We start from the raw sequence: 24,525 nt of genomic DNA, 5'->3' as shown, positions 1-24,525 counted from the left end.
TTATTTCTTTAATCTATAAACTTTCACAGCTGGGCTTATGACCACAGGCTCGAAAAGATCGCTTTTATAGCGTTCTAGCACAAAAAGCTGAATATAGGTCGAATTTAGCATTTCAGGGTCAAGCAGCAAAAATCTGCCATAATCCTTCATATAAATTATCGAAAATTGCGCCGAGCTATCGACTTTGATCTCTTTGACTTCGAGTTTGCCACTAGCGCTGCGACTGGTTTCGAAAAATGTATTTATCGGAAATTTATTGCCCTCAGCCTCTATGCTAAGCAAGTTATTTGCGATTTTGATACCATTATCCATAGTTATACCGCTCTCATCTTGCCAAAACCTCTCACTAGCGATGAAAATTTTATCTTTTTTCATTTTGCCTGTGGTTATGTCGATGTTCGAAAACTGCGACACGGTCGAGAGTATGCTCATCATGCGATCTGGCAAGACATAATAAATATCGCGCGTTTTGGCTGGTGTTTTGAAATCTGGCAGACTTAAATTTAGCAAAAACGCATTGAAATCATCGAGCTTGTAATCAGCTAAAATTTGCTTTATTTTATTTGGAAATTTCTCGGTGAAATTTCGCTCTGTGTATTCGACATCTACGCGCGCCATGTGCGCTGAGCTGTATTGATCAGCCAAAAGCGCGAAACTTACCGGGTAGTTGTCATTGCCCAGGTGCTTGCCGCCGTCAATTAGGGTTTTGACATCGGAATAATACCTTATGACATAGCCATAATCCCACCACGCAAGCGCGTAATCCTCGCGATCGGCGATAGTTTTGAGCTTGTCTAAAACCTCGACCTCGCTTTTGAAAAAGACAGTTTCGACGGTGTATGCTTTGATGTGTTGCCACGCTGGATAAAGCGCCAAAATAGTTAAGGCTAGCAAGATAATGCGACCGGCAAATTTTGGCAAATTTAGCCGTTTTACCGAAAAATACAAAATATACCCAAAGCTTAGCCCCATTACGCCCACAGCATAAATGGTAAATCTAAGACCTGCTTTGTTTGCCGCAAAGCCCAAAAGCAAAAGTGGCAGTGAGAGCAAAAACTCTTTGTGCCTAAAACACAGCACCACATACCCTACGCACGCCACCACGAAGACAATCACGCTCGAACTGATTCGGCGCATGAAGACCTCTTTTGGCACGAGACCGCTTTCTTGGATAGTTTGATTGACATTAAAAAAGTGAAAAATCGTGTCAGGATTGTCCGCGAGTGAGCGGAAAATGTAAAATTTAGCCTGGAAAATAATCGGATTTAATCCGCCACAATAAATAAAAATCGCAAAAACTAAAATTCCCACGCCAAGCAAAATTCTAAAATTTACAAGCTCTTTTTTGTAAGCAAAAAGATAAAAAATCGCCAAAAAAAGCAAAATTTTAATATACAAATAATAAAAACAAATCGCTAGTAAAAATATAATTATCGCCTCATAATTCACCAAATTTTTGCGCGCAAAAACAAGCGTGTAGAGCACTAGCGCGCCTAACATCATCGCATTTAGCGAAAAACTAGATGGATACCACCACAGATAAAAAATCCCAAATGCGCCTGTAAAAAACAGCGCCCTAGCATCGCCCTTGGTGCAGACCTTAATAAACGCCCACAAGATAAACATCGGCAAGACGATATTTAGCATATCGGTATCATAATACCCAGCCATTGTGCGGTTGTAGTAGCTGTTTGCCACACAAGCAACTAGCGCGCCGATAAATCCAGCCCTAAGGGCGCGAAATTCAGCCGAAATGAGCAAAATCGGCACGACGATAAGCGATGAAAAAACAACCGGCATATACAAAAATAGGGTTTCTAGCGAAAATGGCGTAATCTGCGCTAATAACGCGGTTAGCTTAGCTAAGGGAAAATCAATGTAACTTAAATCATTTGGCTGATGAAATCCAGCCAAATAATCCCTCGTCCCCTCAGCAAACGCATAGCCGTCATTTGTGTTGATCATGATTTGATTATTCCACGAAAGTATGTGAGAGTATCCACTCGCCCACTGCACCCAATACAGCCTAAAAATCACACTCACGCCGTAAGCTAAAACAATCAAAATTAACAAATGTTTGGAGAGTTCAAAATTTTTAATAAATTTAAAAACGCCAAATTTTGGCTTATTTGGTAAATTTGCCTCATTTTGCGTGTTTTGTGCGCTATTATTCACCCCTATATCCTTTGTCGATTTCTTCAATTTTTAAGATTAAATCTTTGCTTATCTTTTTTTTGTCAAAAAAAGTGGCTCTTATTTTAGCCTTTTTTTCATAAATTTTTACAAATTTTTAGTTTTTTATAAGCAAAAAATTAAAATATCCCTTTGGCTGCTCTGTATTTGTTTATACTCTTATTAAAAGCTTCTTTTATTCCGTAAGTTTTTATATTTTGTATCACAAAATAAGAATAATACAGAAATTTGCCAAATTTATTTCCAAATTTATCTATAAACCACGCTCTTTTTTCAAATATTTTTGTCTCTAATTCACTTCGCCAACTGCCGTCATAATGGTGGATTGCGTATGTATTGTTTGTAAATTTAGTCGTGTTTGTTTCAAGACTTTTTGGATAAAAATAATCGGTCGGATAAACAACGCAATCATCTATTTTTTGAAGTTCGCCGTTTAGTTTAAGATTTCGCCCGACCAATATATTTGTCATTATTTTTACGATAGTTGTTGTGTTTAGTTGATTGTTTTTTAGCATAAAATTGTGTGTTTTGTAATAATTTAGCATTTCTTGCAATATATCTGATTTTGCTTCGCTACCACAGATTGCTAAATTTACGCACTCGGCACTTTCAAAACCAAGAAAAAATTTATTATTCATCAAATCATCGATATTTTTTAAAAGTTCCATATCGGTATCCATATAAATTCCGCCAAATTCATACAAAGCTTTGAGCCTTGCTACATCGGCAACAAAAGCATATTTTTTCGCTTCGTATGCTTCTTTTGTGTATTGTAGTTCGTTTATGTCAAAATTGCTTTCGTTCCACTCTTTGATTTCATAATCTGGGCAATACTTTTTCCAGCTTTCGATACAATTTAGCGCCATTTGTGGTAGCGGCTTACCGCCAAACCAACAATAATGTATAATTTTTGGTATCATAATTAGTCCTTTAATCTAATCTTGTTCAAATAGTGTTGTGGCATATTTGGCGATATATTTTTTGACATTATATATCGGGGCTATAACGCTAATTATATATGATTTCATTATTTGAGTCCTAGTTTTCTTTTGATTAACGCAAATATCCCACCTATGCCATCTTGTTTCAAAATATAAATAAATTTACCAAAAACAATTCCAAATTTATCTATATAATAATACATTTGTTCTATTTTAAATTTTTCTTTTTCATCAAGCCAACTGCCATCGTAATGATGAATACCATAAGTATTATTTGTAAAATTAATTTTATTAGTATCAAAATTTTTTGGATAAAAATAATCACTCGGATAAACCCTACAACCAGCTACCGTTTGCAACTCGCCATTTTGTTTCAAATCATATTTAGATAGTATATTTGTTACTATTGCTACAATGGTTGTTGTGTTTAGTTGATTATTTTCTAGCATAAATTTATGACTGCTATAATAATTCAATATCTGTTTTACTAAATCCGATTTCATTTCACAACCAAAAATCGCAGAATTTACATATTCTGGGCTTTCAAAGCCTATAAACGCTTTATTATCTAACAATTCATCGATATTTTTTAAAAGTTCCATATCGGTATCCATATAAATTCCGCCAAATTCATACAAAGCTTTGAGCCTTGCTACATCGGCAACAAAAGCATATTTTTTCGCTTCGTATGCTTCTTTTGTGTATTGTAGTTCGTTTATGTCAAAATTGCTTTCGTTCCACTCTTTGATTTCATAATCTGGGCAGTATTTTTTCCAGCTTTTGATACAATTTAGTGCCATTTGTGGTAGCGGCTTACCGCCAAACCAACAATAATGTATAATTTTTGGTATCATAATTAGTCCTTTATATATCTTTATTCATTACTTTTTTATCTTTAAAAATAAATTTCTAGCAAAAATAGCAAATTTCGCCAAAGTTTTTGACATGGCACAAATACTTAAAATAACAGAATTTGGCAATCTTATCAAAATAGAAAGCATAAATTTTTTATATTTTTCCAAACTACAATCTTTAAATTCGCTACTTTTTGTTATCTCGTAAATTTTGCTTTTATACTCTTTTAAAGTTTGTTTTATGTCATTTTTATCAAAAGGGGTAGAGATGAAAAAATAGTGAAACATAACTCTCATACTATCTTTACAAAATATTGTTTTTGCGTCGTTAAAGCCTTGTTTAGTGAAAAAATTCGTCAAGCTTTCATTTACGATAAAATTATCTTTGAGCTTTAAAAATGTCATCTGTTTTCGATTTAGATAGTATCTATAAAATGTATCATCTACTTTGTAAATTTTTTCTGCAAAAAATGCTATTTTTGGGATTATGCACCTATCTTCTGCGTAAAATCTAATATCAACAGGAAATTCGACCTTATCGTGCAAAGTTTTTTTGTATAATTTATTGACAACCGAAGTTAAAACTCTATCATATCTAGCATTTAATATATCATCTAAATACTTTTTTTTATCTACAATGCCACTTTGCAAGCTATCTTTGTGGATACTCTCTACGCCGTCTCGTATAAAAATAGCATCACTTAAAACCAAATCTGCATTATTTTCGCTAGCGCCTTTATATAGGCTTTCTAAAAAATTTGGCACAATCTCATCATCGCCGTCGATATGGCTTATGTATTCGCCTTTTGCTACATCAAAACCAGCCTTTCTGGCACTTGGCAAACCGCCGTTTTCTTTATTTACGATTACAATTCTATCATCTTTAAATTTTTGAATTACTTGAAGCGAATTATCAGTGCTACCGTCATTTACAACGATAATCTCTATATCTTTAAACGATTGATTTATAACGCTATTTAGACAAGGTTTGATTTTTTCTCCAAGATTATAACAAGGAATAATCACAGAAATTTTTGGTTTCATAAAATAAAACTACCCTTTCTGAATTTAATTTTTAAATTTAGCATTATACTACAATTTGTTTTTAAATTTTTCTCTTATCACGCTTTGCGCATATAATAAAAAATAAAAATTTGAGTGCAAAAAGCATAGAAATTTCATTTTAAATTTACTTTAATCTATATTACGAATTTTACGAGTAAATTTGATAAAACCATGACAGTATCCAAGCAAAAATATATAAATCCTAATTTTTAATCTTATTCTACCATTAAAAGCTATTTTAGGAAAAACTTCTCGCATTTTTTCCGAATATTGTTTCATTAAATTTTCTTTTTTTTGTTTATCTTTTATCTCGTTTCTAGTCCTATAATACAAATAAATAAGCCAATAAGTTTTATACCAAAATCCACTATTTTCCAAATTTTTATCGTTTAAATTCCTTGCCTTTTGTATAAATCTATCACAAACCAAAAAAACAGTGTTAAATTTATCAGCATTAAATTCATTGTGCATTACAGATGTTTCACTGTCGATGCGATAATAATAAAAATCATTTGAGACGACACTTATTTTTTTATCTTTTAAACAAAAATCAGCAAAAAAGCTAAAATCCTCACCGACTTTTTCATCCATTGAAAATCTAATATCATTAACACAATTTTTATCATACATTTTGTTTAGTATGCCCCATGTAAAACGGCGATTTTCTAAATCATAAATCATAAATTCCAACAAATCCTTAGAATCATAATTTTCTTTTTCAATGCTAAATTTAGGATTTTGGACGATACAGGCTTCACTATGATTTTTCAAAATAGAATTTATCATTGATAAAATAAAATCTTTTTTTATATAATCGTCACTATCTACAAAGGCTATATACTTGCCACTTGCCATATCAAGTCCTAAATTTCTAGCACTGCTTACACCGCCGTTTTCTTTATGAAATACCTTAACACGGCTATCATTTTTTGCAAATTCATCGCAAATTTCTCCACTTTTATCCTTGCTTCCATCATCAACTAAGATAATCTCTAAATTTTTATAACTTTGGTTTATCACGGAATTTAGGCACTCTTTTAGATAAATTTCTACATTATAAACTGGGATTATAACTGAAACTACTGGTTGCAAAATTTCTCCTTTATCGCTTCATATACACGCTCACAAGCCTTTGCGTCATTGTGTTTATGGAAAAAATCACGCACTTTTTTACGCTCATTTTTAAATTCATCAGCTCCGTTAATCATATTTAGTATTTGGGCGATGATTTCATCCCAATTTTTGCACTTTTCCCCTGGTGTAACGGCGTTGTAATCATAATGAAGTTGTCTTGAAGTGGCGATGTATTTGTTATAATCAAACGGCGCAAAAACCACAGGACGCAAAGTTAGCAAAAAATCAATATAACAACTAGAATAATCCGTGATTAAAATATCGGCTTTGCATAAAAGCTCGGTAGCGTCTATCATAGGTGCAAATTCGATATTTTTACAATCTTTAAGCGTGTTTAAAATTTGTTCATTTGGACGATTGAATGGGTGAATTTTTATGATAAATTTAATATTTTTTTCTCTAAAAATCTTATCAAATTCCAACGCTTTAAAATCGCTAAAAAGGTCTATTTCATCGCTTCCTGCGCTTCTAAAAGTAGGCATATACAAAACCTGCGTTTGCGAATTTTTTGGCTTTATACTTTGCAAAATATCATTTCTTGGATAACCCGTGATTGCGATATCATCAAGTTTTACACTGAAATAATTGTAGTTAAATGCGCTAAAAAAGTGCTTTTTATCTTCTTCTCCACTGGCGCAAATCAAAGAATTTTTTACCACGGTAAATGGAAAAAAAGTAGTTATTAGCCAGTTTTTTATGGTTTTATGAGTACTTGAATTATAAATATCATCGCCACCGATTTTTTTGAGTGGAACGCCGTGGCAAAGATTTATGATTTTTGTGGCAGTATTTCCCATAAATGCTTGATCAACCACATGCGAAGTTATGAAAAATCCGGCTCTAAGCCCAAAAAATATAGCTTTTATCGAATACGCTTTATAGCACTCATAACCTAAATTTTGCATTTTTTCTACAACGGCATTATTTTTTGTAACCCAAATACTTCTAATTTCGGGGTGATTTTTTATCATATATTCAAAAAAATACCTACTATTATCACTAAAATTTGTCCCATTTACGGCACCATATAGCCAAATTTTCTCATCTTTTGGCGTAATTTTTGCAAGAAAATATAAAAACAGATTAAAGCATAATTTCACAAAAAACAGAATTTTGCTCATTTTTTTCCCAAATTTGAAAACTTACTAAATTTTTTATTTACAAGAGGTTTTATTTTACCAAAATATATAAAAAATTCTTCTTCTTTTAAAATCCAAAGAGTAAAAATATAAACTATTGTGCCAATTAGTATCGATAAAATCAAACTTAATAAAGGATTTGATATGAAATAATCAATACAAAAGATTACAAAAACCATAACAAAAGACGCTACAAAGCTTCTCCAAATATATCCAATCTGTCTAAAAGCACCAAAGTCGTAATATTTACCAATGATATATGTATTTATAAAAAAGGCTATAAATCCAAGCACAGCCCTGCCTATGACAACCGCTTTTAAACTTATTGGAAATGTTATAGCCATCATCAAAAAGGTTAAAATCATCTTTACTGTTTCAATTTTTAGCAACAAATCAGACCTACCGATTGCTGCAAGCAAATTTAAATTTGCTCCATTTAGTGGCGTAAAGATAAAAGATAGAGCAAACCAAAATAGTAAAGGAGCAGCGGCTAGCCATTTTTCCGTCAAAAGCACTAAAATAAAATTTTCGCTTATCATAGCAAAACCAAACATTGCAGGAATTGTAGTTAAAGAGATAGTTTTAAGAAGTTTTTTAAATATTCTTATAAGCTCATCTTTATCATTTTTCAAAGATGAAAGCAGTGGAAAAGTGGCTCCTACAATAGCTCCTGTTATCACGCCAAAAATATTACTAGTGCAAGTTTCACTCTGGTTATAAAACCCTAAATCTTTTGTAGAATAAAATTTAGCAATAATTAGCGTGTAGGCGCTATTTACCGCAATTCCAATTATTCCAATTACAATCAAATTTGAGCTAAACGCAAATAATTTTTTAAAAGATTTTTTGCTAAATCCAGTTTTTGGTATCCATTTACCAAAATACCAAAATAACGCTACTGCTACACTCTGCGATATAATGTTTTGCCAAACAAGCGACCAAACACCAAATCCATTTAATGCAAAAATTAACCCGCAAGGACAACCGATAATAATAGAGATTAAATTTATAAAAGCGATTTTCTTAAAATCAACATTTATTTGAAATTTTGCCGTTTGCACTATACGCAGCGATTGTAAAATCAAAACCAAAAACAGAACTCTTGCCAAATTTGTAAGTTCCGGAATTTTATAAAATTCTGCGATAAATGGAGCAACAAAAAATAAAATTAAATAAAATACTATTGCAACAACTACATTAAAAATAAAAACAGTTGAAAAATCATATTCATCTCTGTCTTGTCTTTGTATTAAAGCCTTAGAAAAACCACTTTCAATAAAAACGGAACTAAGCGCGATAAAAACCGTTAAAAGTGCAATAGTTCCATAATCATTTGGCGATAGAATTCTAGCTAATATAATGCCGAAAATAAAACCAAGCCCTTGAACCCCAAAGCGTTCAAATAAATTCCATAAAATTCCAAATTTAGTTTTTTGAATTATATTCTCTTGCACGGCTATTTAAAAGCTTTCTGCTATCTTAATATCTATAACTTCCCCGCTAAATTCACTAAGCAAAGTTTTTAGCGAGATTTCAGCCACTTTTTGGGATTTCAATAAGGTATTTGCTGGTTCTATGCCAAAATTTGAAATTCTCATAGCCGTTTTTGTTCGTTGTGGATTTATGCAGTTTATTTTTATGCCGTCATCTTGCCACTCTTCGGCTATGGCTTGTGTGAAATTTACAACGGCTGATTTAGTCGATGAATACAAAGCATAATTTGCCCTGCCCCTAGTATATGAACTAGAAGTGAAATTTAGAATTTGCCCTTTTGTAACTTTTAGATATTCAAAACTAGCCAAAACTACATTTACCATACCGACATAGTTTATATCGATTATCTGTTTTATCGTTTTTATGTTTAGGTGATTTATCGGTTCTTTGTTTAAAATGGCAGCCGAATTTACGACAAAATCTATTTTGCCTTCTTTTTCAAAAACACTTTTTAAGGCTGATTTTACTGATTTTATATCGCTTATATCAGTATTTGTAGAGCTTCTTGAAAAAGAGTAACATTTTGTGCCATGTTTTTTAGCGATTTTTATCATATCCATGCCGATACCACTATTTCCGCCAAATACAACCATAACCTTATCTTTTAAATTTTTCAAATTTATTCTTTTACTAAGTGTTGTTGATTTTAGTTGAAAAAGTTTATCTAGCAGATAAATGTCTTCTGGATATGTTAGCTTTATGTTACTCTCTTCGCCTTTTACGACAAAAATTTTCGTTTCAGGTAGATATTTTTTTACGATACCGCAATCATCTGTTGTTTTTAAATTTGGATCTTTTAAAGCGATTTCATAAGCTTTTTTTATAGTTTTTAATTTAAAAGCTTGTGGTGTTTGACCACGAAATAGATAATTTCTATTTGGGATATTTTTTATAAATTCCTTGCTTTCATCAAGCTCTATAATGGTATCCACAGCAGGAATAGCCACATCTACGGCGTCAAATTCGCTCAAAGCATGTAAGCAATCATCGATTATTCTATCATTGATTAGCGGTCTAACGGCATCGTGGAAAACCAAATTCGCATTTTCATCGGTGCATGAATTTATAGCTACAAGGCTAGATTTATATCTCTCGCTTCCGCCACCAAGGATTTTTTTAACCTTTTTCCAGCCATTTTTTTGCACCATAGTTTCTACTTCGCTTATAAAGTTTTGGTGCATTACTATAAAAATTTCATCTATGCTTTTATGTTTAGAAAAAACCTCAACAGTGTGTTCAAATACCGTGCGACCGGCAACCTTTAAAAACTGCTTTGGTTTTCCTAAATTTAGACGGCTTCCAACGCCACCTGCTAGTATAACTGCGATGTTTTTCATTTAAGTGCCTTTTTGATTTCATCTACGATAAATTGCGAAGCATTTGGATAATTTACCATAATATTTTTCTTTACATTATTCAAATTTATAGGCTCATTTGTGCCATCTTCGACGCGTTTAATATAAGAAATAATATCATCTTTATTTTTTGCAATATCATAAAATTTAAGCGAAATTTCGCCAAGTTCGGAAATTTTATTAAAAATATTTCCGTCAAATGAAACATAGCAACCTTTTTTCTCACTATAAAGCCACTCGGAGATAAACGAAGCACAATCATGCACGATTCCGTCGGCATTTGCAAAAATATCCAAATAATCGCCACCAACAGAATATGTCATAATGCTTTTTATTTTTTCAAGATATTCACTAATTTGATTTTCGCTCCAAAAACCGAAATTTAGCAAATTTACAAACAAATGCGGGTGCGGACGAAAAATAAATTCCACATTTGGAAACATTTTTGGAAGTTCCAAAAGCAAATCGCTATAATACAAAAAATTTGAAATTTCTAATGCTGAGCCTTTAATAGAATGGTGCGGCGCAATAATAATCCTTTTTTTATTACTATTTGTTTTGTTTGAATTTACAAAATCGTCCATTTTCGCATACCCGCTAATAACGGCATTTTTACCGTCTGCAAAACCATATTTTTTAAATCCGTCATAATCAAATTTATTATTTAGAAAAACTCTCCATAAAAAATTTATACCAAGAATGGAAGCAATTGCTTTTGTACCAAATTTAACATTACAAATTCCGTATTGTATAAAAAACGGCAATAAATTCTGTTTTGATAAATACAACGGCGAGTGAAACTCGTGTTTGTCTACTTCATATGGCGATACGATATAAACAACATCAAACATTTCACTTCTATCGTAAAATTCGCCCGTTTTTTCATCGTAGCCGTCGATTACGGCATCGTTTCCGTAGTGGTCTGTAAAAAATTTTTTTGTTGCGTTATATGTTTGTATCATCTGCTTTTTAGGGCGAGAAGTATTTGGGACAATCACAAATTTTGCATTTTCAAAATCACTATCTTGGTTTATGATTTCACAAAGCCTTTTCCCACCAAACATGCTATCGTAAGCAACATAAACACCAAAGCGAATTTTTTTATTTTCACACTTTTTAAAATTTTCTATAACACTTTCGTAATGTTTATGCGTAACAAATAGTTTAAAACATTGCCAATATTTTAAATATAACTCACTATCCCAAAATGATTTTGGCATTAACTTTACAATAGCACGCTTGATGCTATTCATCAAATCTTTCTTTCCCAATTTAGCGCACTTTGGATTATCTCGTCTAAATCCTCATGGCATGGAACCCATGTTGTTTGGAAGCGAATTTTTGAAGCATTTGAGATTAGACAAGCTGGATCGCCCTCGCGGCGTGGCGCGATTTCGACCGCAAAATCCACTCCACTTACCTTTTTGGCCTCGCTGATGACCTCTTTGACGCTAAATCCAGTGCCATAGCCCACATTAAAGACATTGCTGTCGTTGGTTTGCAAGTATTCTAGCACCGCTAAATGCGCGCTCGCGAGATCCTCGACATGGATATAATCCCTGATACAAGTGCCGTCTTTGGTATCGTAATCATCGCCAAAAATATACATTTTATCGCGTTTGCCAGTGATTGTTTGGGTTGCGATTTTGATTAAGTGAGTGGCGTTTGGATAGTTTTGACCGATTAGTCCGTCGCTTGACGCGCCCGCGACATTGAAATAGCGCAAAATTCCAAATTTAAAATCCTTGTTCGCAGCGGCTGTATCTTTTAGTATCCACTCGACCATAAGCTTGCTTTTGCCATACGGATTTATCGGAGCTTGCGGGCTTTCCTCGGTTACTTTGCCGTTTTCTGGCTCGCCATAAGTCGCTGCTGTGGAGCTAAAAATGAAGTTTTTCACGCCGTATTTTTGGCAAAGCGCGATTAAATTTATCGCGTTTGCGGTGTTGTTTAGATAGTATTTTATCGGGTTTTTCACACTCTCAGCAACCTCGATAAATGCCGCGAAATGGATAATCGCGTCAAATTTTCCTTTTTTAAAAATTTCCTCGATTACTGGCAAATTTTCCAAATTTTCTTTGATAAATTCAAACTCGCCCACGCTTTTAAGCGCGTCGATTGCCTTCATTGAGCCTTTGCAAAGATTATCGACAACCACGATTTCATGGCGATTTGATTCTAAAAGTTGCTTTAAAACATGTGAGCCGATGTATCCAGCGCCACCTGTAACTAAAATTTTCATATCATTTTCCTTTTAAAAAAATTTTTTGATTATACCCTAATTTGTTAAATTGCGGGTTTAAGGCGCAAAAATGTAGGAAATCTAGGCTTTTTTTCACTTGTTAAATTTTGGTATTGATAAGTGATAATAGTGCCGATTTTAGGGGGTTTTGCGCGCCACTCATCGCTCCAACCAGACCCTATTTTAAACTTCACTCCACTTTTTATATCCACGCAAGTTACCGAGCCCATTTTGCCCTTGTTTTTGCCATATCCCGGGTTTATGTGCGTGATTTTGCACTCGCTATCGCGCATTTTTTTGTATTTTAGGATATTTGCACTGCGTCCGCTCTCATACAGCGCGTATGGATTTCGGATCACCAGCCCCTCACCGCCGTTTTCTACGACTAAATTTAGCATTTCTTCGATTTGTTCGTGCGAACTAACCGGAGTTTGTGGGATTACGACTAAATTTTGCACGCCGTTTTTTTCAATGAAATTTGATAAAATTTTCATCTTTTCAAACAAATTTTTTCTCTCGTTTGGCATATCAAAAATATAAAATTTAATCTCGCTCCAACGCTCATCTGGGCTGCCTTTGCTCACAATCGAAGCGATTTTTTCAAACTCGCCTCGCCTGCTCCAAAGCTCGCCTTCAATCATAAAATCTGGAAATCCTTTTGTCCAAGATTCGGGAGCATTTATAATTTTGCCCTTACGCGAGCGAAGCGTCTTGCCGTCCCATACGGCGCGGATTCCGTCGAGTTTTTCGCTTACGACCCAGCCTGAGATATCCATGCCTTTTTTGTATTCTTTCAGTAGCATTGGGCGAAATTCATCGCCAAAAGCCAAATTTGCGAAAAATAAAAAAATACAAAAAAGCGTTTTTGCAAATTTATTCATTTTTAAATTTCTCAATCTCGCGCGCGATAAATTCGCAAAAAATCTCACTATATCCCATATCGGCGCAGTGTTTTTGCAGATACTCGCTCATCAAATTTAGATTATCCAAATAATCATTTAGCAAAATTTTACCACGCAAAAGCTCGTATTTTAGGAAAAGCCAGTATGTATTTAGCGTATCGCTCTGGCAGTATTCGTCGATTTTATCGCCTTTTTCGTCATAAAACAGCTCCAAAACCTGATCACCATGCACATCGTATTTGCCAGGCAGTCCCAAAGACGCGCACAAAAAGTCGAGTTTGAGCCCCCTAACAGAGCCAAAATCGCAAATATGATCGAGCAAATCAAGGTGAAAAACCCCGTCATATCGCGAGCGATAATTCGTCCATTTATCCTTGTTTGCAAGCTTATCATCGGTGCAAAAATACTCGCTGGCACTGATATTATGCACCATTGCGCGCACCATAATCATCGGCAAATCAAAGCCACGCCCGTTGAAACTTACAAGGCGCGGATTGTGAGAGTTGATAAAATCAATAAATTTTTTGATTTTGCCCTTTTCATCGCCCGCTTGCAGGGTGCTTACACGCACAAATTTGCCAAATTCATCAGCCAAAACCGCGCTGATACTTACGACTTTGTGGAAATTTATAGGCAAAAACTCGCTTCCTGTTTTTTCCTTGAAATGCGCCATTGCCGCGATTGAAAGCTTTTTGTGGTTTAAAATTTTGCTTTTATCATCGTTAAAAATCGGCTCATCGCCGTAAATTTTAGGCAGAGTATTTGAGATGCTATCGTTTTTGCTCTGAATTTTCGCATCAATTCCAGCAAGCAAAATTTTGGCATATTTTTTTTTGTCAAATTCATCATAGCACTCATCAATGATTTCTTTGTCTAAAATTCGAAGCAAAGCCGCAGTATCAGGCACAGTTTCGCAGTCAAAAACGCAAATGTAAGATTGTTTTTTATTCATAAATTTTCCATAAAATCAAGCTAGTTTATCCGCCAAAACGGCGGATAAAAGGATTAGTTTTTATCAATCGCTAGGATTGTGTTGCCCTCATCATCGGTAGCGATGTCGCCCATGCCCATTATGTTATAACCGCAATCGACATAGTGAATCTCGCCCGTAACTGCGCTGGCAAAGTCGCTAAGCAAATACGCACCACTTTTGCCGACTTCGAAGATATCCACATTTCGTTTGAGTGGGGCATTTTTTTCGTTGTATTTTAGGATTAGGCGAAAATCGCCGATTCCACTAGCTGCGAGAGTTTTGATTGGTCCAGCAGAAATCGCATTTACGCGAATTCCACGCTCACCCAAATCATGCGCTAGGTAGCGAACTGAGCTCTCTAACGCTGCTTTTGCTACGCCCATGACATTGTAATGTGGCACAAATTTCACGCCACCAAGATAGCTTAATGTCAAAATCGCTCCGCCGTCATTTAATAGCGGTTCGACTGCGTTTGTAAGCGCAATCAGCGAATAAACCGAGGTTTGCATAGCGATATTAAAAGCTTCTTTTGTAGTGTCTATAAATTTGCCATCAAGCGCCTCGCGTGGGGCAAATGCCACGGCGTGAAGCACGAAATCAAATTTGCCAAAATCTTTTTCTAAACTCGCGCGCAAATTCGCCAAATGCTCGTCATTGTTAATATCTAGCTCATAAATTTTATCGCTTCCAAGCTCTGCCGCAATCGGCTCGACGCGCTTTTTCAAAGCGTCATTTAAAAATGTAAAAGCCAGCTCCGCTCCCTGCTCGTGGCAAATTTTCGCAATGCCATAAGCGATAGATTTGTTGTTTGCAACGCCGACGATTAGACCTTTTTTGCCTTTTAGTATCATTTTGCTTCCTTGATTAGATTTATGAAATTTTCTGCTTCCCAGCTAGCCGTTCCCACTAAAACGCCGTTGCAACTTGGAATTTGCGAAATTTCGGCGATATTTTTGAGATTTACGCTTCCGCCATAAAGCAAAGGCGCCTTTGTTTTGGTGCGCAAAAAGCTTAAAATTTCATCAATAATTTCGCTAGTTGCTGTATTTCCCGTGCCAATCGCCCAAATCGGCTCGTAAGCGATAACTAAATTCTGGTAATCTAAATCGATTTTTTCAAGCTGAGAAGCTAGAAAATCCTTGGTTTTGCCACTTTTATACACAGCCTCGTTTTCGCCGATACAAAAGATGATTTTGTAGCCCTCTGCTTTTGCGAATTCAAATTTTTTTGCGATTAGCTCATCACTTTCGCCTAAAATTTCACGCCTTTCGCTATGACCGATTAAAACACAAGAAATGTCAAATTCGCCCAGCATTTCCTTGCCGATTTCGCCTGTGAAACTGCCGTTTTGGCATGGATAGAAATTTTGTGCGCCTTGGATAAATTTGTGATTTCCCAAATTCAGAGCCACAGCCGGCGGAAATACCAAAATTTCGTGCTTTGATAAAATTTCATCGCCTAAATTTGCATTTAAAATTTCGCAATAACGCTCGAAACTAGCCCTAGTGTGATTGCATTTTAAATTTGCGGCTAGTATCATTGCTCGCTATCCTCGATAGTTAGGACTTTCACACCCGGAAGCTCTTTACCCTCGATTAGCTCCAAGCTAGCCCCACCACCTGTGGAGATAAATGTCATATCATCGGCATTTCCGGCTCTTTCGACCACATCGGCTGTATCGCCACCGCCCACGACGGTCGTAGCGTCGCTATCGGCGATGAAGTGCGATATACGCATACTTCCGCGCGCAAATTTATCGATCTCAAACACGCCCATAGGGCCGTTCCACCAGATAGTTTGCGCATCATCAAGCGCCTCTTTGAAAAGCGCCACGGTCGCAGGTCCGATATCTAGCCCCATCCAGCCAGCTGGGATTTCTTGGACCGTTACGCGCTTCATAACAGAATCTTGCGAGCAAGCAGGTGCCGCGATAGTATCGACTGGAATATAAATTTTAACGCCTAATTCCTTGCCTTTGCGCAAAATATTTTTTGCTTCTTCGATCAAATCCTCTTCTAAAAGCGAATTTCCGATATCGTATCCGACAGCCTTTAAAAATGTAAAAGCCATACCGCCACCGATGATGAGTTTATCGACTTTTGGGAGCAGATTATGCAAGGCTTGAAGCTTTCCGCTTACCTTGCTACCGCCAGTTACAGCGACGAAAGGACGGGCTGGGCGTTTGATCAAATCAGCGGCGAATTTAATCTCTTTTTGTAGCAAAAATCCAGCCGCTTTGTGCTCATTGTCGAAAAACTTCGTCACAGCCTCGACGCTTGCGTGCGCTCTGTGGCATACGCCAAATGCGTCATTTACATAAAATTCGGCAAAACTAGCTAATTTTTTGGCTAATTCAGTATCGTTTTTGGTTTCGCCCTTTTCGAAACGCAAATTATCTAGTAATAAAAGCTCGCCCTTTTTTAGCTCGCTAACTGCCTTGCTAGCGCGCTCTCCTACGATATCATCGACAAATTTGACCTCGCGATCAAGCAATCTGCCAAGTCTTTTTGCCACAGGGCGAAGGCTAAATTTCTCCTCGTAGCCGTTTTTTGGACGGCCAAGGTGACTAGCTAGTATCACGCAACCACCATTATCTAAGCAGTAGCGAATCGTAGGGATTGATGAGCGGATTCTGCGATCGTCTGTGATATTGCCAAACTCGTCCATAGGCACATTAAAATCGCATCTGATAAAAACTTTCGCGCCGTCTGTGAAATTCAAATCCTTAATATCTAAAATTTGGCTCATTTTAACCCCTTTTTGACGCTGCGAAAACAGCTAAATCAACCAATCTGTTGCTATAACCCCACTCGTTGTCATACCAGCTTAGCACTTTGATTAAATTTCCGCCAATCACCTGCGTGCAATCGCTCGCCACGGCTGTCGAAAATGTCGAAGTGCAAAAATCGCTTGATACGCGTTTGTCATCATCGACGACTAAAATTCCCTTCATTGCGCCATTAGCGTATTTTCTAAAAATTTCATTTAGCTCGTCAGCTGTGGTCTCTTTTTTGGTCGATACGGTTAAATCTACCATTGAGACATTTGCTACTGGCACGCGCACAGCTTGTCCGTGCATTTTGCCTTTAAGATGAGGCAAAATCAGGCTGATTGCCTTGGCTGCGCCTGTCGTAGTCGGTATGATATTGCATGCTGCCGCACGGCTTCTGCGGAAATCACGGCTTTTGACATCGACTAGGCTTTGGCCGTTTGTATAAGCGTGGATTGTGGTCATCAAGCCCTTTTCGATACCTAGCTCATCGTCTAAAATTTTAGCCACAGGACCAAGTCCGTTTGTGGTGCAACTAGCGTTTGAAATCACGCTCTCACCTGCGTAGCTTTCATGATTTACGCCGATTACATAAGTCGGAGTATCGTCCTTAGCAGGGGCGCTCATAACGACAAGTTTAATGCCGTTATCCAAAAATGGTTTGCATTTTTCTGTGGTTAAAAATGCTCCCGTGCATTCTAGCACAACTTCTGCGCCAAGCCCCGCGAAATCGAGCTCGCTAGCGTCTCTGGTGCTATAAACTCTGATTTTTTTGCCATCGACTGCGATGTAATCGTCGTTTATGATTTCAACTTTTTTATTAAATTCCCCATGAACTGTGTCGTATTGAAGCAAGTATCTAGTAAGGTCGCGTTTAGCGGTATCGTTGATAGCCACTAGCTCTACATCATCGCGATTTAGCGCGATTCTGGCTGCACATCTGCCGATGCGTCCAAAGCCGTTAATTGCAATTTTTGTTGCCATAATTTTTCCTTAAAATGAAATTTTAAAAATCTTATAATATTACAAAAATTTGGGTTAATTAACGGTAAAATGGATTAAAATTTAGCTGTTTTTGACGCTAAATTTCACGCCACTATCTTCGAAAACACTTAGCAAAATTTCATAAAATTCGCCAAATTTATCTTTTAAAATTTGGCCATTTTCTATGATAAATTCAGCGTCGTTTCTCTCGGTTAGCGCGTCATAAAGTGCGTCTAGATTTGTAATGTAATCAGGCTCGAATTTTAGGCGTTTGGCAATAAATTTATAAAGCCCGACTTTGCTTTTTACTTTGGCTGCGTCGATTGTGATTATTTTCATTATTGCACCCTCTCAAAGCTCTTGTAATGGTCTTTTGTGTAAAAAATCAAGCCGTCGTTTGAAAATACTAGCCGTTTTTTACCCCTAGCACCACCCCTGTAATCAATATCAGCCTCTGTGTAAATTCTGCCCTTTTTAGCGGGAAGCGCGCGCTCATAATTTCCAAATCTATCGCCACCGATCGATTTATCCTTCGCGTATGCGTGCAGATCGCCACCGCTCCAACCAAGAGCGTTTGCCTGCTTTTTAGTGATGAAATTTGAAGGCAGTTTTCCGTGCGCTTTGATATGCTCGCTCACGCACTCTTTGCTAATGCAAAGCTCGCTTACTGGCGCTTGTGCGCCATTATCTTGCGCGCTTTGCGAAATAGAATTTTTACCATAAAATAAAAATAAAGCTAGTGCTAAAACCCCGAAAATCAGGGCAAAATTTAGAAATTTTTTACTCACTTTTGATTCTTTTTTTGGTTGCAAATTTAAAATAGCAAATTATCGCTGCTACAACCAAAGCAAGGATTAGTGGCGCGATATAAGGTTTTTCTTTGATATGAGAGTAGATTTCTTGGACGAAATCCCCAGCATAAAAGCTCAAAAGTCCGATGATAAGCGCCCATACAAGCGAACTAACCGCATTTAAAATGCTAAATTTCAAAAACGAGTATTTTGTGATACCAATGGCGATTGGAACTAAGGTTTTTAGCCCATAGATGAATTTTTGGATTAAAATTATTCTATCGCCGTATCGTTTGAATAAAATTTGCGACAAAGCCAAATTTCGGCGCTGTTTTTTTAGGTATGGCATGATATCTTTTTTGTTGTAGCGACTGACCCAAAACAGCCCCGTATCGCCCAAGAAATTCGACACGCAGGCTACGGCTATGCAAACCCAAATATTAAGTTCGCCTGTAAAGCTTAAAATTCCAGCAGCCACCAAGGCGATAAATCCACCGCCCAAAGTGTATAAAAAAAGTAGTAAATATCCCCAAGTATGGAGGTTTTCAAACATAGAATCCATGAAATTTACCCGCTTAATCTAGCCTAAAAATTTCGCCCTAAAACCTGCATTAAAAGCCTGTATTCTTGTGTGGAAGTATCGAAAGCCACGCTATTTTTGGTCTCTATGACAGAGCCACCTAGGCTAACACCGGCGAAAAATCCACCCTTGCTAGTGAAAACATACATATCTTTATTTATCATATCAAGTCTGCCAGAATCTGCGCTGTAATTGCCAACCACGGCTGTCGCGTCGCCTGAGAGGGTGATTTGAGATTTGCGCATTTTATTTATCATTGCTTCACTCATCACGAAAATTACCAAATAATTATCCTCATAGCCTATTTGAAGCCCAATACTAGCGTTTGAAATATCCACAGCGCTTACCTGACCGCCCTTATAGACGATGACGCCCTCGCCATACATTCCGCCTATGATAAAGCCTAGCTTTTTCACACTTGGGAAAATCAGCACAGCCTCGGCCTCATTAGCTAGGTATTTATACGCAGAGTTGCTTTTCATCACAGACGAATACGCGCCCGCGCTATTTATCAAAAGCTCGTCCTCTCCAAAAAGTGCGCCCACAAAAAGCATAAGTGAAAGTATGATTTTTCTCATTTTTTATCCTTAGTTAAATTTATTTAGCGATTTCGACTGCGCGCAGTTCGCGTATGACATTGACCTTGATTTCGCCCGGGAATTGCACCTTGTCTTGGATTTCCTCGGCGATCTCTTTTGCGATTAGCACAGCCTCATCATCGTTGATTAATTTTGCATTGGCAATGACGCGAATTTCGCGTCCAGCATTGATTGCATAAGCTTGTTTTACGCCGTTTTTGCCAAGTGCGATTGTCTCTATATCATTAACTCTTTTTAGGAAGCTCTCCAATACTTCGCGCCTTGCCCCAGGTCTAGCCGCACTTAACGCGTCAGCTGCGCACACAGCGGCACTTTCTACGCTTGTAGCCTCCTCGTGTCCGTGGTGAGCGAAAATCGCATTAATCACGACTGGGTGCTCTTTATATCTGCGACAAACCTCTGCGCCCAAATCCACATGCGAGCCCTCGTATTCGTGTGTAAGAGCCTTGCCGATATCGTGCAAAAGTCCGGCTCTTTTGGCTAGTTTTGGATCGCCACCTGTCTCAGCTGCGATAATTCCTGCTAAATGCGCCACTTCAAGCGAGTGCGCAAGGGCGTTTTGACCATAGCTCGCACGAAATTTTAACTTTCCGATAAGTTTTAAAATTTCTGGGTGCAGTTTGCCAATGCCTAGATCCATAACGATATTTTCGCCCTCTTCTAAAATGCTCGATTCGAACTCATCGCAAACTCTTTTATAAATATCCTCGATTCTAGCTGGCTGAATTCTGCCATCTTCAATCAAAAGCTCGATTACGCGCACAGCGATAGCCCTGCGGTAAAGATTGTGCGAGCTAACGATAATCGCATTTGGCGTATCATCGATGATGACATCTACGCCCAGCGTCATTTCCAAGCTTTTGATATTGCGACCCTCTTTGCCGATAATTCGGCCTTTTAGCTCATCGTTTTTGATATTTACGACATTTATTAGGCGTTCAGCTGCAAACTCGCCAGCAAAACGCGAAGTCGCCTGAGCGATGATATAATTTGCCTTTTTTCTAGCCTCTTTTTTCGCCTCTTCCTCGTGTTTGCGCACGATATGAGCGATATCTATGCGTGATTGTTCCTCGACCTTGCGCAAAATTTCATCTCTTGCCTCACTTTGCGTAAATCCAGCCACGCGCTCTAAAACTTTCAGTGATTCGGCTAGTTTTTCCTCGTAATTTTTCTTTAAATTTACACCCTCATCGTAGAGAAATTTAGCTTCATTTCTCGCATTTTCTACATCTGCTTTGCTGTTTTTAAGCACCTCTTGTTCGGTTAAAAGAGCCTGTTCTTTTTTGTTCAGTTCGTTGAATTTTTGGTTGTAATCTTTTTGGAGATGATTTGACTTTTCCTCGTATTTCTTTTTAGCCTCTAATTCAGCCTCTTGGACTGAAATTTTAGAATCCCTAAGCACGCCCTCGGCTTCGAATTCTATGGCTTTTGCCTTTGCTTTTGCTTGTTCAATCAATACATCGTAGTTTGCGTTATTGATTTTTCTAGCTACCCCATACCCTATGCCAGCGCCCACCGCAAGAGCGCACAAGGCGATTAAGATCTCTATCATATTTTCCTCTTTTAAAGTAATTTTTGCTCGGAGTAATGTAAAAATCACCTACCACATCGTGGCTCAAAGATAAAATTTCATTTGTGAAACAATCCTCTAAGCTCACAAAAACCACGGTAGGTTTGTGTTTTAGACCTGAAAAAAACATATCATAATATCCTTTACCATGTCCTATTCTAGCGAGCCTTCCATCTACTCCAACCACTGGAATAACCGCTAGATCCACCTTGCCAAAATAGCCGTTTTGGGGCAGTGTTTCACGCAACCCAAAATGCGATTTGACAAAAGGAAGTCGAAATTTTACCATTTTTAAATTAATATCCGTTATACGCGGAAGATAAAATTCGCATTTTTTACCCATTAAATTTTTCAAAAACAAAATTTCGGGCTCGTATTTTAGTGGCAAAAAAATTAAAATTTTGCGCGCACCAAGAGCGCGGATTAAATTCGCAATGCGCCTAGAAATGATATACGAAGTGCATTTTGCTGAAATTTTGGCACGAAATTTAAGCCTAGATTTGCAAATTTTCCTAAATTCATTTTTTTCCACGATTTTAACTTTGTATTAAATTTTAACGGCTATTTTAGCAAGTTTAAGTATAATTCCACATCAAAATTTACAAGGCAACAAATGAAATTTAAAATTTTACTAGCTCTGCTTATGGGTTTTTTCGTCCTTACTGGGTGCGAGAAAAAGGACGAGCAAAGCGCAAATAGCGAGCCAGAGATAACCCAAAGCGCCGAAAATGAAAATATCCCCGCAGAAAGCACTATTGGCACCAATTACACTGCGCCGTTTTCGCTCACATTTACAAATAATCAAATTTTAAATATGCAAAAAAACAAAAATGGTTTTAGCATAGAAAATGGCGGCAAAACCACGCTTTTTGCCTTTTTTGCTTCGTGGTGTGATGCTTGCACAATCCAAGCAAGCGCGCTTAATACGCTCGTGGAAAAATACGGCGATAAGCTCGATGTAGTGGCTGTTTTGATAGCTGATGAGATTTCATTAGACGAGCTAAAAGAGTATGAAAAAAAGGTAAAAGCCAAATTTAAAATAGCCTACGGCGAGGCAAATGATTTTTTCACAGGCACGCTTGGAGGCATTTCAGAAATCCCGTATTTGGTGGTTTATGACAAAAAAGGCAAGTTTAGCGCTCAATATTTCGGCTTAATTCCCGAAGAAATTTTAACACTCGAAATGGAGAAAATTTTATAATGTTTAATTTTTTTAAAAAAGGTCTTAGCAAGACGATCGAGGCTATGAAGGAGGCCCGTGGCAAAAGCAAAATTTCAAAAGAAGTGCTTGAAGAAATGCTTTTAGAAGCCGATGTGGATTATGAAATCATCGAGGAAATTATATTTTATCTCCCGCCTAACGAATTCGTCGAAAAGGGCGATTTGAAGCGTGTTATGAAGACATATTTTATGTATGAACACGAAAATTTCACCCCTGCTAAGCCTTATGTCGAGCTAATCCTTGGCGTAAATGGCGCAGGCAAGACAACCTCTGTCGCAAAGCTGGCAAATTTATACAAAAAAGCTGGAAATAGCGTGATTTTGGGCGCGTGCGATACATTTAGAGCGGGCGCAGTCGAGCAGATAAAACGCTGGTCGCAAATCATAAATGTCCCTATCATCGCTACCGCGCAAGGCCACGACCCTGCGGCTGTGGCATTTGACACCATTAGCTCAGCCGTCGCCAAGGGGCTAGATCGCGTGCTAATCGATACAGCCGGCAGACTTCAAAACCAAAAAAACCTAGCAAACGAGCTAGAAAAAATCGTTCGTATCTCAGCCAGAGCCTGCAAGGGCGCGCCACATCGCAAAATCATCGTGCTTGACGCGACGCAGGGAAACAACAGCGTAATCCAAGCCAAAGCTTTTAATGAAATCACCAAGCTTGATGGCATTATCATCACCAAACTCGACGGCACGCCAAAAGGTGGCGCGCTTTTTGGGATTGCGCGCGAGCTAGAAATCCCGATTTTGTATGTCGGCGTGGGCGAGAGTATGGACGATTTGATCAAATTTAACCCAGATGAGTTTGTCGATACCCTAGTCGATGGATTTTTTGAATAAGAAATTTCACTTTAAATTTGCAAATTTATAAAGCAAAAAATGCGAAATAAAATTTATGGGCGAGCTTTCTCGTCCATAAAAATTTAATATAATTTTCCAAATTCCAAGTACTACGCGTAAAATTTATGTATTAAGTTTAAATTCAGCAAATTTTAACGGGGGGGGCTATAATCACTCTTTATTTTTTCTAAGAAGTTTTTATGGCAGATGAAAAAATCATAGTTGTCAATCAAGGTAGTGGCAATACGGCTGGAATTTTGGCTATTGTATTTGCTATTTTAGGAATTTTCTTTTTAGGAATTTTATTTGTCCCACTTGCTCTTATTTGTGCTATTATTGCTACGATTAAGGCGGTTAAAGGAGTTGCTTCAAAATTAGTTGCGATTATTTCTTGGATATTAATCATTATCGCCTTTGCTACTTCACCAATGCTACTAGGTATGCTTAGCATTGGGATGACTAGACAAGAAGTAAAAACAACACCAATTGGACTTGCTTACTCACAAGAGTTTGAAACTGCACTAAAACAGATAAGAGATGATTTTTCTTTGCGTGGAGAATTTAGGGATTTACAATCTATGACCACGGTTAGACATTTTAAAGATGAAGCATTAAAACAAAAACTTGAAGTAGGCAAACCAATAGAATATAGTGTAGGCTTGAAATCAAAGGGGCAAATAGAATTTTGCGCTCAGATGGTTTTGAAGGAAAGTGGCAGCAAATACATTATAGAAACAAAAAATATAAATGAAAATAAAGACATTTGCAGAGAACTACATAATGCCGAACTCCATAAAAAACTAAAAACTTTTGAAATAAATTAAAATTGTAGAAGATAAAATAAAAATTTTGCTTTTGCATAGAAGCAAAAGCAA

Annotated in this window: 25 protein-coding genes; 3 read left to right on the top strand and 22 right to left on the bottom strand. The window is 37.0% G+C overall.

Translation table 11 applies throughout. The features are described 5' to 3' along the window. The 22 genes from OFO01_RS06470 to OFO01_RS06365 form a co-directional block, all read right to left on the bottom strand. The gene (locus OFO01_RS06470; RefSeq protein ID WP_270859384.1) at positions 1 to 2,175 is read right to left on the bottom strand and encodes an STT3 domain-containing protein; all 2,175 of its coding nucleotides are present in this window, start codon (positions 2,173 to 2,175) and stop codon (positions 1 to 3) included. 137 nt (positions 2,176 to 2,312) lie between these two features. Further along, positions 2,313 to 3,113, bottom strand: coding sequence for a glycosyltransferase family 32 protein (locus OFO01_RS06465; RefSeq protein ID WP_270859383.1), 801 nt, complete (start codon positions 3,111 to 3,113; stop codon positions 2,313 to 2,315). Positions 3,114 to 3,220: 107 nt separating this feature from the next. Next, on the bottom strand, positions 3,221 to 3,988 hold the full coding sequence (locus OFO01_RS06460; RefSeq protein WP_270859382.1) for a glycosyltransferase family 32 protein: 768 nt from the start codon (positions 3,986 to 3,988) through the stop codon (positions 3,221 to 3,223). Positions 3,989 to 4,015: 27 nt separating this feature from the next. After that, the gene (locus OFO01_RS06455; protein ID WP_270859381.1) at positions 4,016 to 5,032 is read right to left on the bottom strand and encodes a glycosyltransferase family 2 protein; all 1,017 of its coding nucleotides are present in this window, start codon (positions 5,030 to 5,032) and stop codon (positions 4,016 to 4,018) included. Between the two features lie 150 nt (positions 5,033 to 5,182). After that, on the bottom strand, positions 5,183 to 6,145 hold the full coding sequence (locus OFO01_RS06450) for a glycosyltransferase family 2 protein (protein ID WP_270859380.1): 963 nt from the start codon (positions 6,143 to 6,145) through the stop codon (positions 5,183 to 5,185). Beyond that, on the bottom strand, positions 6,133 to 7,308 hold the full coding sequence (locus OFO01_RS06445; RefSeq protein ID WP_270859379.1) for a CDP-glycerol glycerophosphotransferase family protein: 1,176 nt from the start codon (positions 7,306 to 7,308) through the stop codon (positions 6,133 to 6,135). The genes OFO01_RS06450 and OFO01_RS06445 overlap by 13 nt, the downstream gene beginning before the upstream one ends. Further along, a complete protein-coding gene (locus tag OFO01_RS06440; protein WP_270859378.1) occupies positions 7,305 to 8,780 on the bottom strand; it encodes a lipopolysaccharide biosynthesis protein in 1,476 nt (491 codons plus the stop codon). The genes OFO01_RS06445 and OFO01_RS06440 overlap by 4 nt, the downstream gene beginning before the upstream one ends. A gap of 6 nt (positions 8,781 to 8,786) precedes the next feature. Beyond that, on the bottom strand, positions 8,787 to 10,157 hold the full coding sequence (locus OFO01_RS06435; protein ID WP_270859377.1) for a bifunctional cytidylyltransferase/SDR family oxidoreductase: 1,371 nt from the start codon (positions 10,155 to 10,157) through the stop codon (positions 8,787 to 8,789). Continuing rightward, on the bottom strand, positions 10,154 to 11,428 hold the full coding sequence (locus OFO01_RS06430; protein ID WP_270859376.1) for a hypothetical protein: 1,275 nt from the start codon (positions 11,426 to 11,428) through the stop codon (positions 10,154 to 10,156). The genes OFO01_RS06435 and OFO01_RS06430 overlap by 4 nt, the downstream gene beginning before the upstream one ends. Then, positions 11,428 to 12,417 (bottom strand): UDP-glucose 4-epimerase GalE, encoded by a 990-nt coding sequence (galE, locus tag OFO01_RS06425; RefSeq protein ID WP_270859375.1) that lies wholly within the window; start codon positions 12,415 to 12,417, stop codon positions 11,428 to 11,430. The genes OFO01_RS06430 and galE overlap by 1 nt, the downstream gene beginning before the upstream one ends. A 44-nt stretch (positions 12,418 to 12,461) precedes the next feature. Next, positions 12,462 to 13,298, bottom strand: coding sequence for a DNA ligase (locus tag OFO01_RS06420; RefSeq protein WP_270875522.1), 837 nt, complete (start codon positions 13,296 to 13,298; stop codon positions 12,462 to 12,464). Next, a complete protein-coding gene (locus tag OFO01_RS06415; RefSeq protein ID WP_270859373.1) occupies positions 13,291 to 14,271 on the bottom strand; it encodes a 3'-5' exonuclease in 981 nt (326 codons plus the stop codon). Before OFO01_RS06415 ends, OFO01_RS06420 begins: the two co-directional genes overlap by 8 nt. Positions 14,272 to 14,324: 53 nt before the next feature. Beyond that, entirely contained in the window at positions 14,325 to 15,143 is an 819-nt protein-coding gene (gene fabI / locus OFO01_RS06410; protein ID WP_270859372.1) for an enoyl-ACP reductase FabI, read from the bottom strand. Further along, positions 15,140 to 15,832, bottom strand: coding sequence for a triose-phosphate isomerase (locus OFO01_RS06405; protein WP_270859371.1), 693 nt, complete (start codon positions 15,830 to 15,832; stop codon positions 15,140 to 15,142). The genes fabI and OFO01_RS06405 overlap by 4 nt, the downstream gene beginning before the upstream one ends. Beyond that, positions 15,829 to 17,040, bottom strand: coding sequence for a phosphoglycerate kinase (locus OFO01_RS06400; protein WP_270859370.1), 1,212 nt, complete (start codon positions 17,038 to 17,040; stop codon positions 15,829 to 15,831). Before OFO01_RS06400 ends, OFO01_RS06405 begins: the two co-directional genes overlap by 4 nt. A 1-nt stretch (position 17,041) precedes the next feature. Next, a complete protein-coding gene (gene gap / locus OFO01_RS06395; RefSeq protein ID WP_270859369.1) occupies positions 17,042 to 18,046 on the bottom strand; it encodes a type I glyceraldehyde-3-phosphate dehydrogenase in 1,005 nt (334 codons plus the stop codon). Positions 18,047 to 18,127: 81 nt separating this feature from the next. Continuing rightward, on the bottom strand, positions 18,128 to 18,385 hold the full coding sequence (locus tag OFO01_RS06390; RefSeq protein WP_270859368.1) for a barstar family protein: 258 nt from the start codon (positions 18,383 to 18,385) through the stop codon (positions 18,128 to 18,130). Further along, positions 18,385 to 18,834 (bottom strand): ribonuclease domain-containing protein, encoded by a 450-nt coding sequence (locus OFO01_RS06385; RefSeq protein ID WP_270859367.1) that lies wholly within the window; start codon positions 18,832 to 18,834, stop codon positions 18,385 to 18,387. The genes OFO01_RS06390 and OFO01_RS06385 overlap by 1 nt, the downstream gene beginning before the upstream one ends. Then, the gene (locus OFO01_RS06380) at positions 18,827 to 19,390 is read right to left on the bottom strand and encodes a DedA family protein (RefSeq protein ID WP_333720325.1); all 564 of its coding nucleotides are present in this window, start codon (positions 19,388 to 19,390) and stop codon (positions 18,827 to 18,829) included. The genes OFO01_RS06385 and OFO01_RS06380 overlap by 8 nt, the downstream gene beginning before the upstream one ends. Before the next feature lie 32 nt (positions 19,391 to 19,422). Then, a complete protein-coding gene (locus OFO01_RS06375; protein ID WP_270859365.1) occupies positions 19,423 to 19,995 on the bottom strand; it encodes a lipid-binding SYLF domain-containing protein in 573 nt (190 codons plus the stop codon). A gap of 19 nt (positions 19,996 to 20,014) precedes the next feature. Further along, positions 20,015 to 21,568 (bottom strand): ribonuclease Y, encoded by a 1,554-nt coding sequence (gene rny, locus OFO01_RS06370; RefSeq protein WP_270859364.1) that lies wholly within the window; start codon positions 21,566 to 21,568, stop codon positions 20,015 to 20,017. Then, on the bottom strand, positions 21,501 to 22,118 hold the full coding sequence (locus OFO01_RS06365) for a 5-formyltetrahydrofolate cyclo-ligase (RefSeq protein WP_270859363.1): 618 nt from the start codon (positions 22,116 to 22,118) through the stop codon (positions 21,501 to 21,503). Before OFO01_RS06365 ends, rny begins: the two co-directional genes overlap by 68 nt. An 81-nt stretch (positions 22,119 to 22,199) precedes the next feature. On the opposite strand from OFO01_RS06365, the gene OFO01_RS06360 reads away from it, so the two are divergent. From OFO01_RS06360 to OFO01_RS06350, 3 genes are all read left to right on the top strand, one after another. Beyond that, positions 22,200 to 22,787, top strand: coding sequence for a TlpA family protein disulfide reductase (locus OFO01_RS06360; RefSeq protein ID WP_270859362.1), 588 nt, complete (start codon positions 22,200 to 22,202; stop codon positions 22,785 to 22,787). After that, entirely contained in the window at positions 22,787 to 23,650 is an 864-nt protein-coding gene (gene ftsY / locus OFO01_RS06355) for a signal recognition particle-docking protein FtsY (protein ID WP_270859361.1), read from the top strand. The genes OFO01_RS06360 and ftsY overlap by 1 nt, the downstream gene beginning before the upstream one ends. A gap of 200 nt (positions 23,651 to 23,850) precedes the next feature. Then, positions 23,851 to 24,474 (top strand): hypothetical protein, encoded by a 624-nt coding sequence (locus tag OFO01_RS06350; RefSeq protein WP_270859360.1) that lies wholly within the window; start codon positions 23,851 to 23,853, stop codon positions 24,472 to 24,474. Positions 24,475 to 24,525: the final 51 nt, after the last annotated feature.

The organism is Campylobacter sp. JMF_01 NE2 (genome assembly GCF_027737365.1).
Lineage (GTDB): Bacteria > Campylobacterota > Campylobacteria > Campylobacterales > Campylobacteraceae > Campylobacter_B.
This window is presented reverse-complemented; position numbering and strand designations above follow the sequence as displayed.

Coding starts and splice junctions, on each gene's coding strand:
- OFO01_RS06465 (WP_270859383.1), bottom strand. CDS start 3,113: ATGATACCAAAAATTATACATTATTGTTGGTTTGGCGGTAAGCCGCTA.
- OFO01_RS06460 (WP_270859382.1), bottom strand. CDS start 3,988: ATGATACCAAAAATTATACATTATTGTTGGTTTGGCGGTAAGCCGCTA.
- OFO01_RS06455 (WP_270859381.1), bottom strand. CDS start 5,032: ATGAAACCAAAAATTTCTGTGATTATTCCTTGTTATAATCTTGGAGAA.
- OFO01_RS06445 (WP_270859379.1), bottom strand. CDS start 7,308: ATGAGCAAAATTCTGTTTTTTGTGAAATTATGCTTTAATCTGTTTTTA.
- OFO01_RS06435 (WP_270859377.1), bottom strand. CDS start 10,157: ATGAAAAACATCGCAGTTATACTAGCAGGTGGCGTTGGAAGCCGTCTA.
- OFO01_RS06430 (WP_270859376.1), bottom strand. CDS start 11,428: ATGAATAGCATCAAGCGTGCTATTGTAAAGTTAATGCCAAAATCATTT.
- galE (WP_270859375.1), bottom strand. CDS start 12,417: ATGAAAATTTTAGTTACAGGTGGCGCTGGATACATCGGCTCACATGTT.
- OFO01_RS06420 (WP_270875522.1), bottom strand. CDS start 13,298: ATGAATAAATTTGCAAAAACGCTTTTTTGTATTTTTTTATTTTTCGCA.
- OFO01_RS06415 (WP_270859373.1), bottom strand. CDS start 14,271: ATGAATAAAAAACAATCTTACATTTGCGTTTTTGACTGCGAAACTGTG.
- fabI (WP_270859372.1), bottom strand. CDS start 15,143: ATGATACTAAAAGGCAAAAAAGGTCTAATCGTCGGCGTTGCAAACAAC.
- OFO01_RS06405 (WP_270859371.1), bottom strand. CDS start 15,832: ATGATACTAGCCGCAAATTTAAAATGCAATCACACTAGGGCTAGTTTC.
- OFO01_RS06400 (WP_270859370.1), bottom strand. CDS start 17,040: ATGAGCCAAATTTTAGATATTAAGGATTTGAATTTCACAGACGGCGCG.
- gap (WP_270859369.1), bottom strand. CDS start 18,046: ATGGCAACAAAAATTGCAATTAACGGCTTTGGACGCATCGGCAGATGT.
- OFO01_RS06390 (WP_270859368.1), bottom strand. CDS start 18,385: ATGAAAATAATCACAATCGACGCAGCCAAAGTAAAAAGCAAAGTCGGG.
- OFO01_RS06380 (WP_333720325.1), bottom strand. CDS start 19,390: ATGTTTGAAAACCTCCATACTTGGGGATATTTACTACTTTTTTTATAC.
- OFO01_RS06375 (WP_270859365.1), bottom strand. CDS start 19,995: ATGAGAAAAATCATACTTTCACTTATGCTTTTTGTGGGCGCACTTTTT.
- rny (WP_270859364.1), bottom strand. CDS start 21,568: ATGATAGAGATCTTAATCGCCTTGTGCGCTCTTGCGGTGGGCGCTGGC.
- OFO01_RS06360 (WP_270859362.1), top strand. CDS start 22,200: ATGAAATTTAAAATTTTACTAGCTCTGCTTATGGGTTTTTTCGTCCTT.
- ftsY (WP_270859361.1), top strand. CDS start 22,787: ATGTTTAATTTTTTTAAAAAAGGTCTTAGCAAGACGATCGAGGCTATG.
- OFO01_RS06350 (WP_270859360.1), top strand. CDS start 23,851: ATGGCAGATGAAAAAATCATAGTTGTCAATCAAGGTAGTGGCAATACG.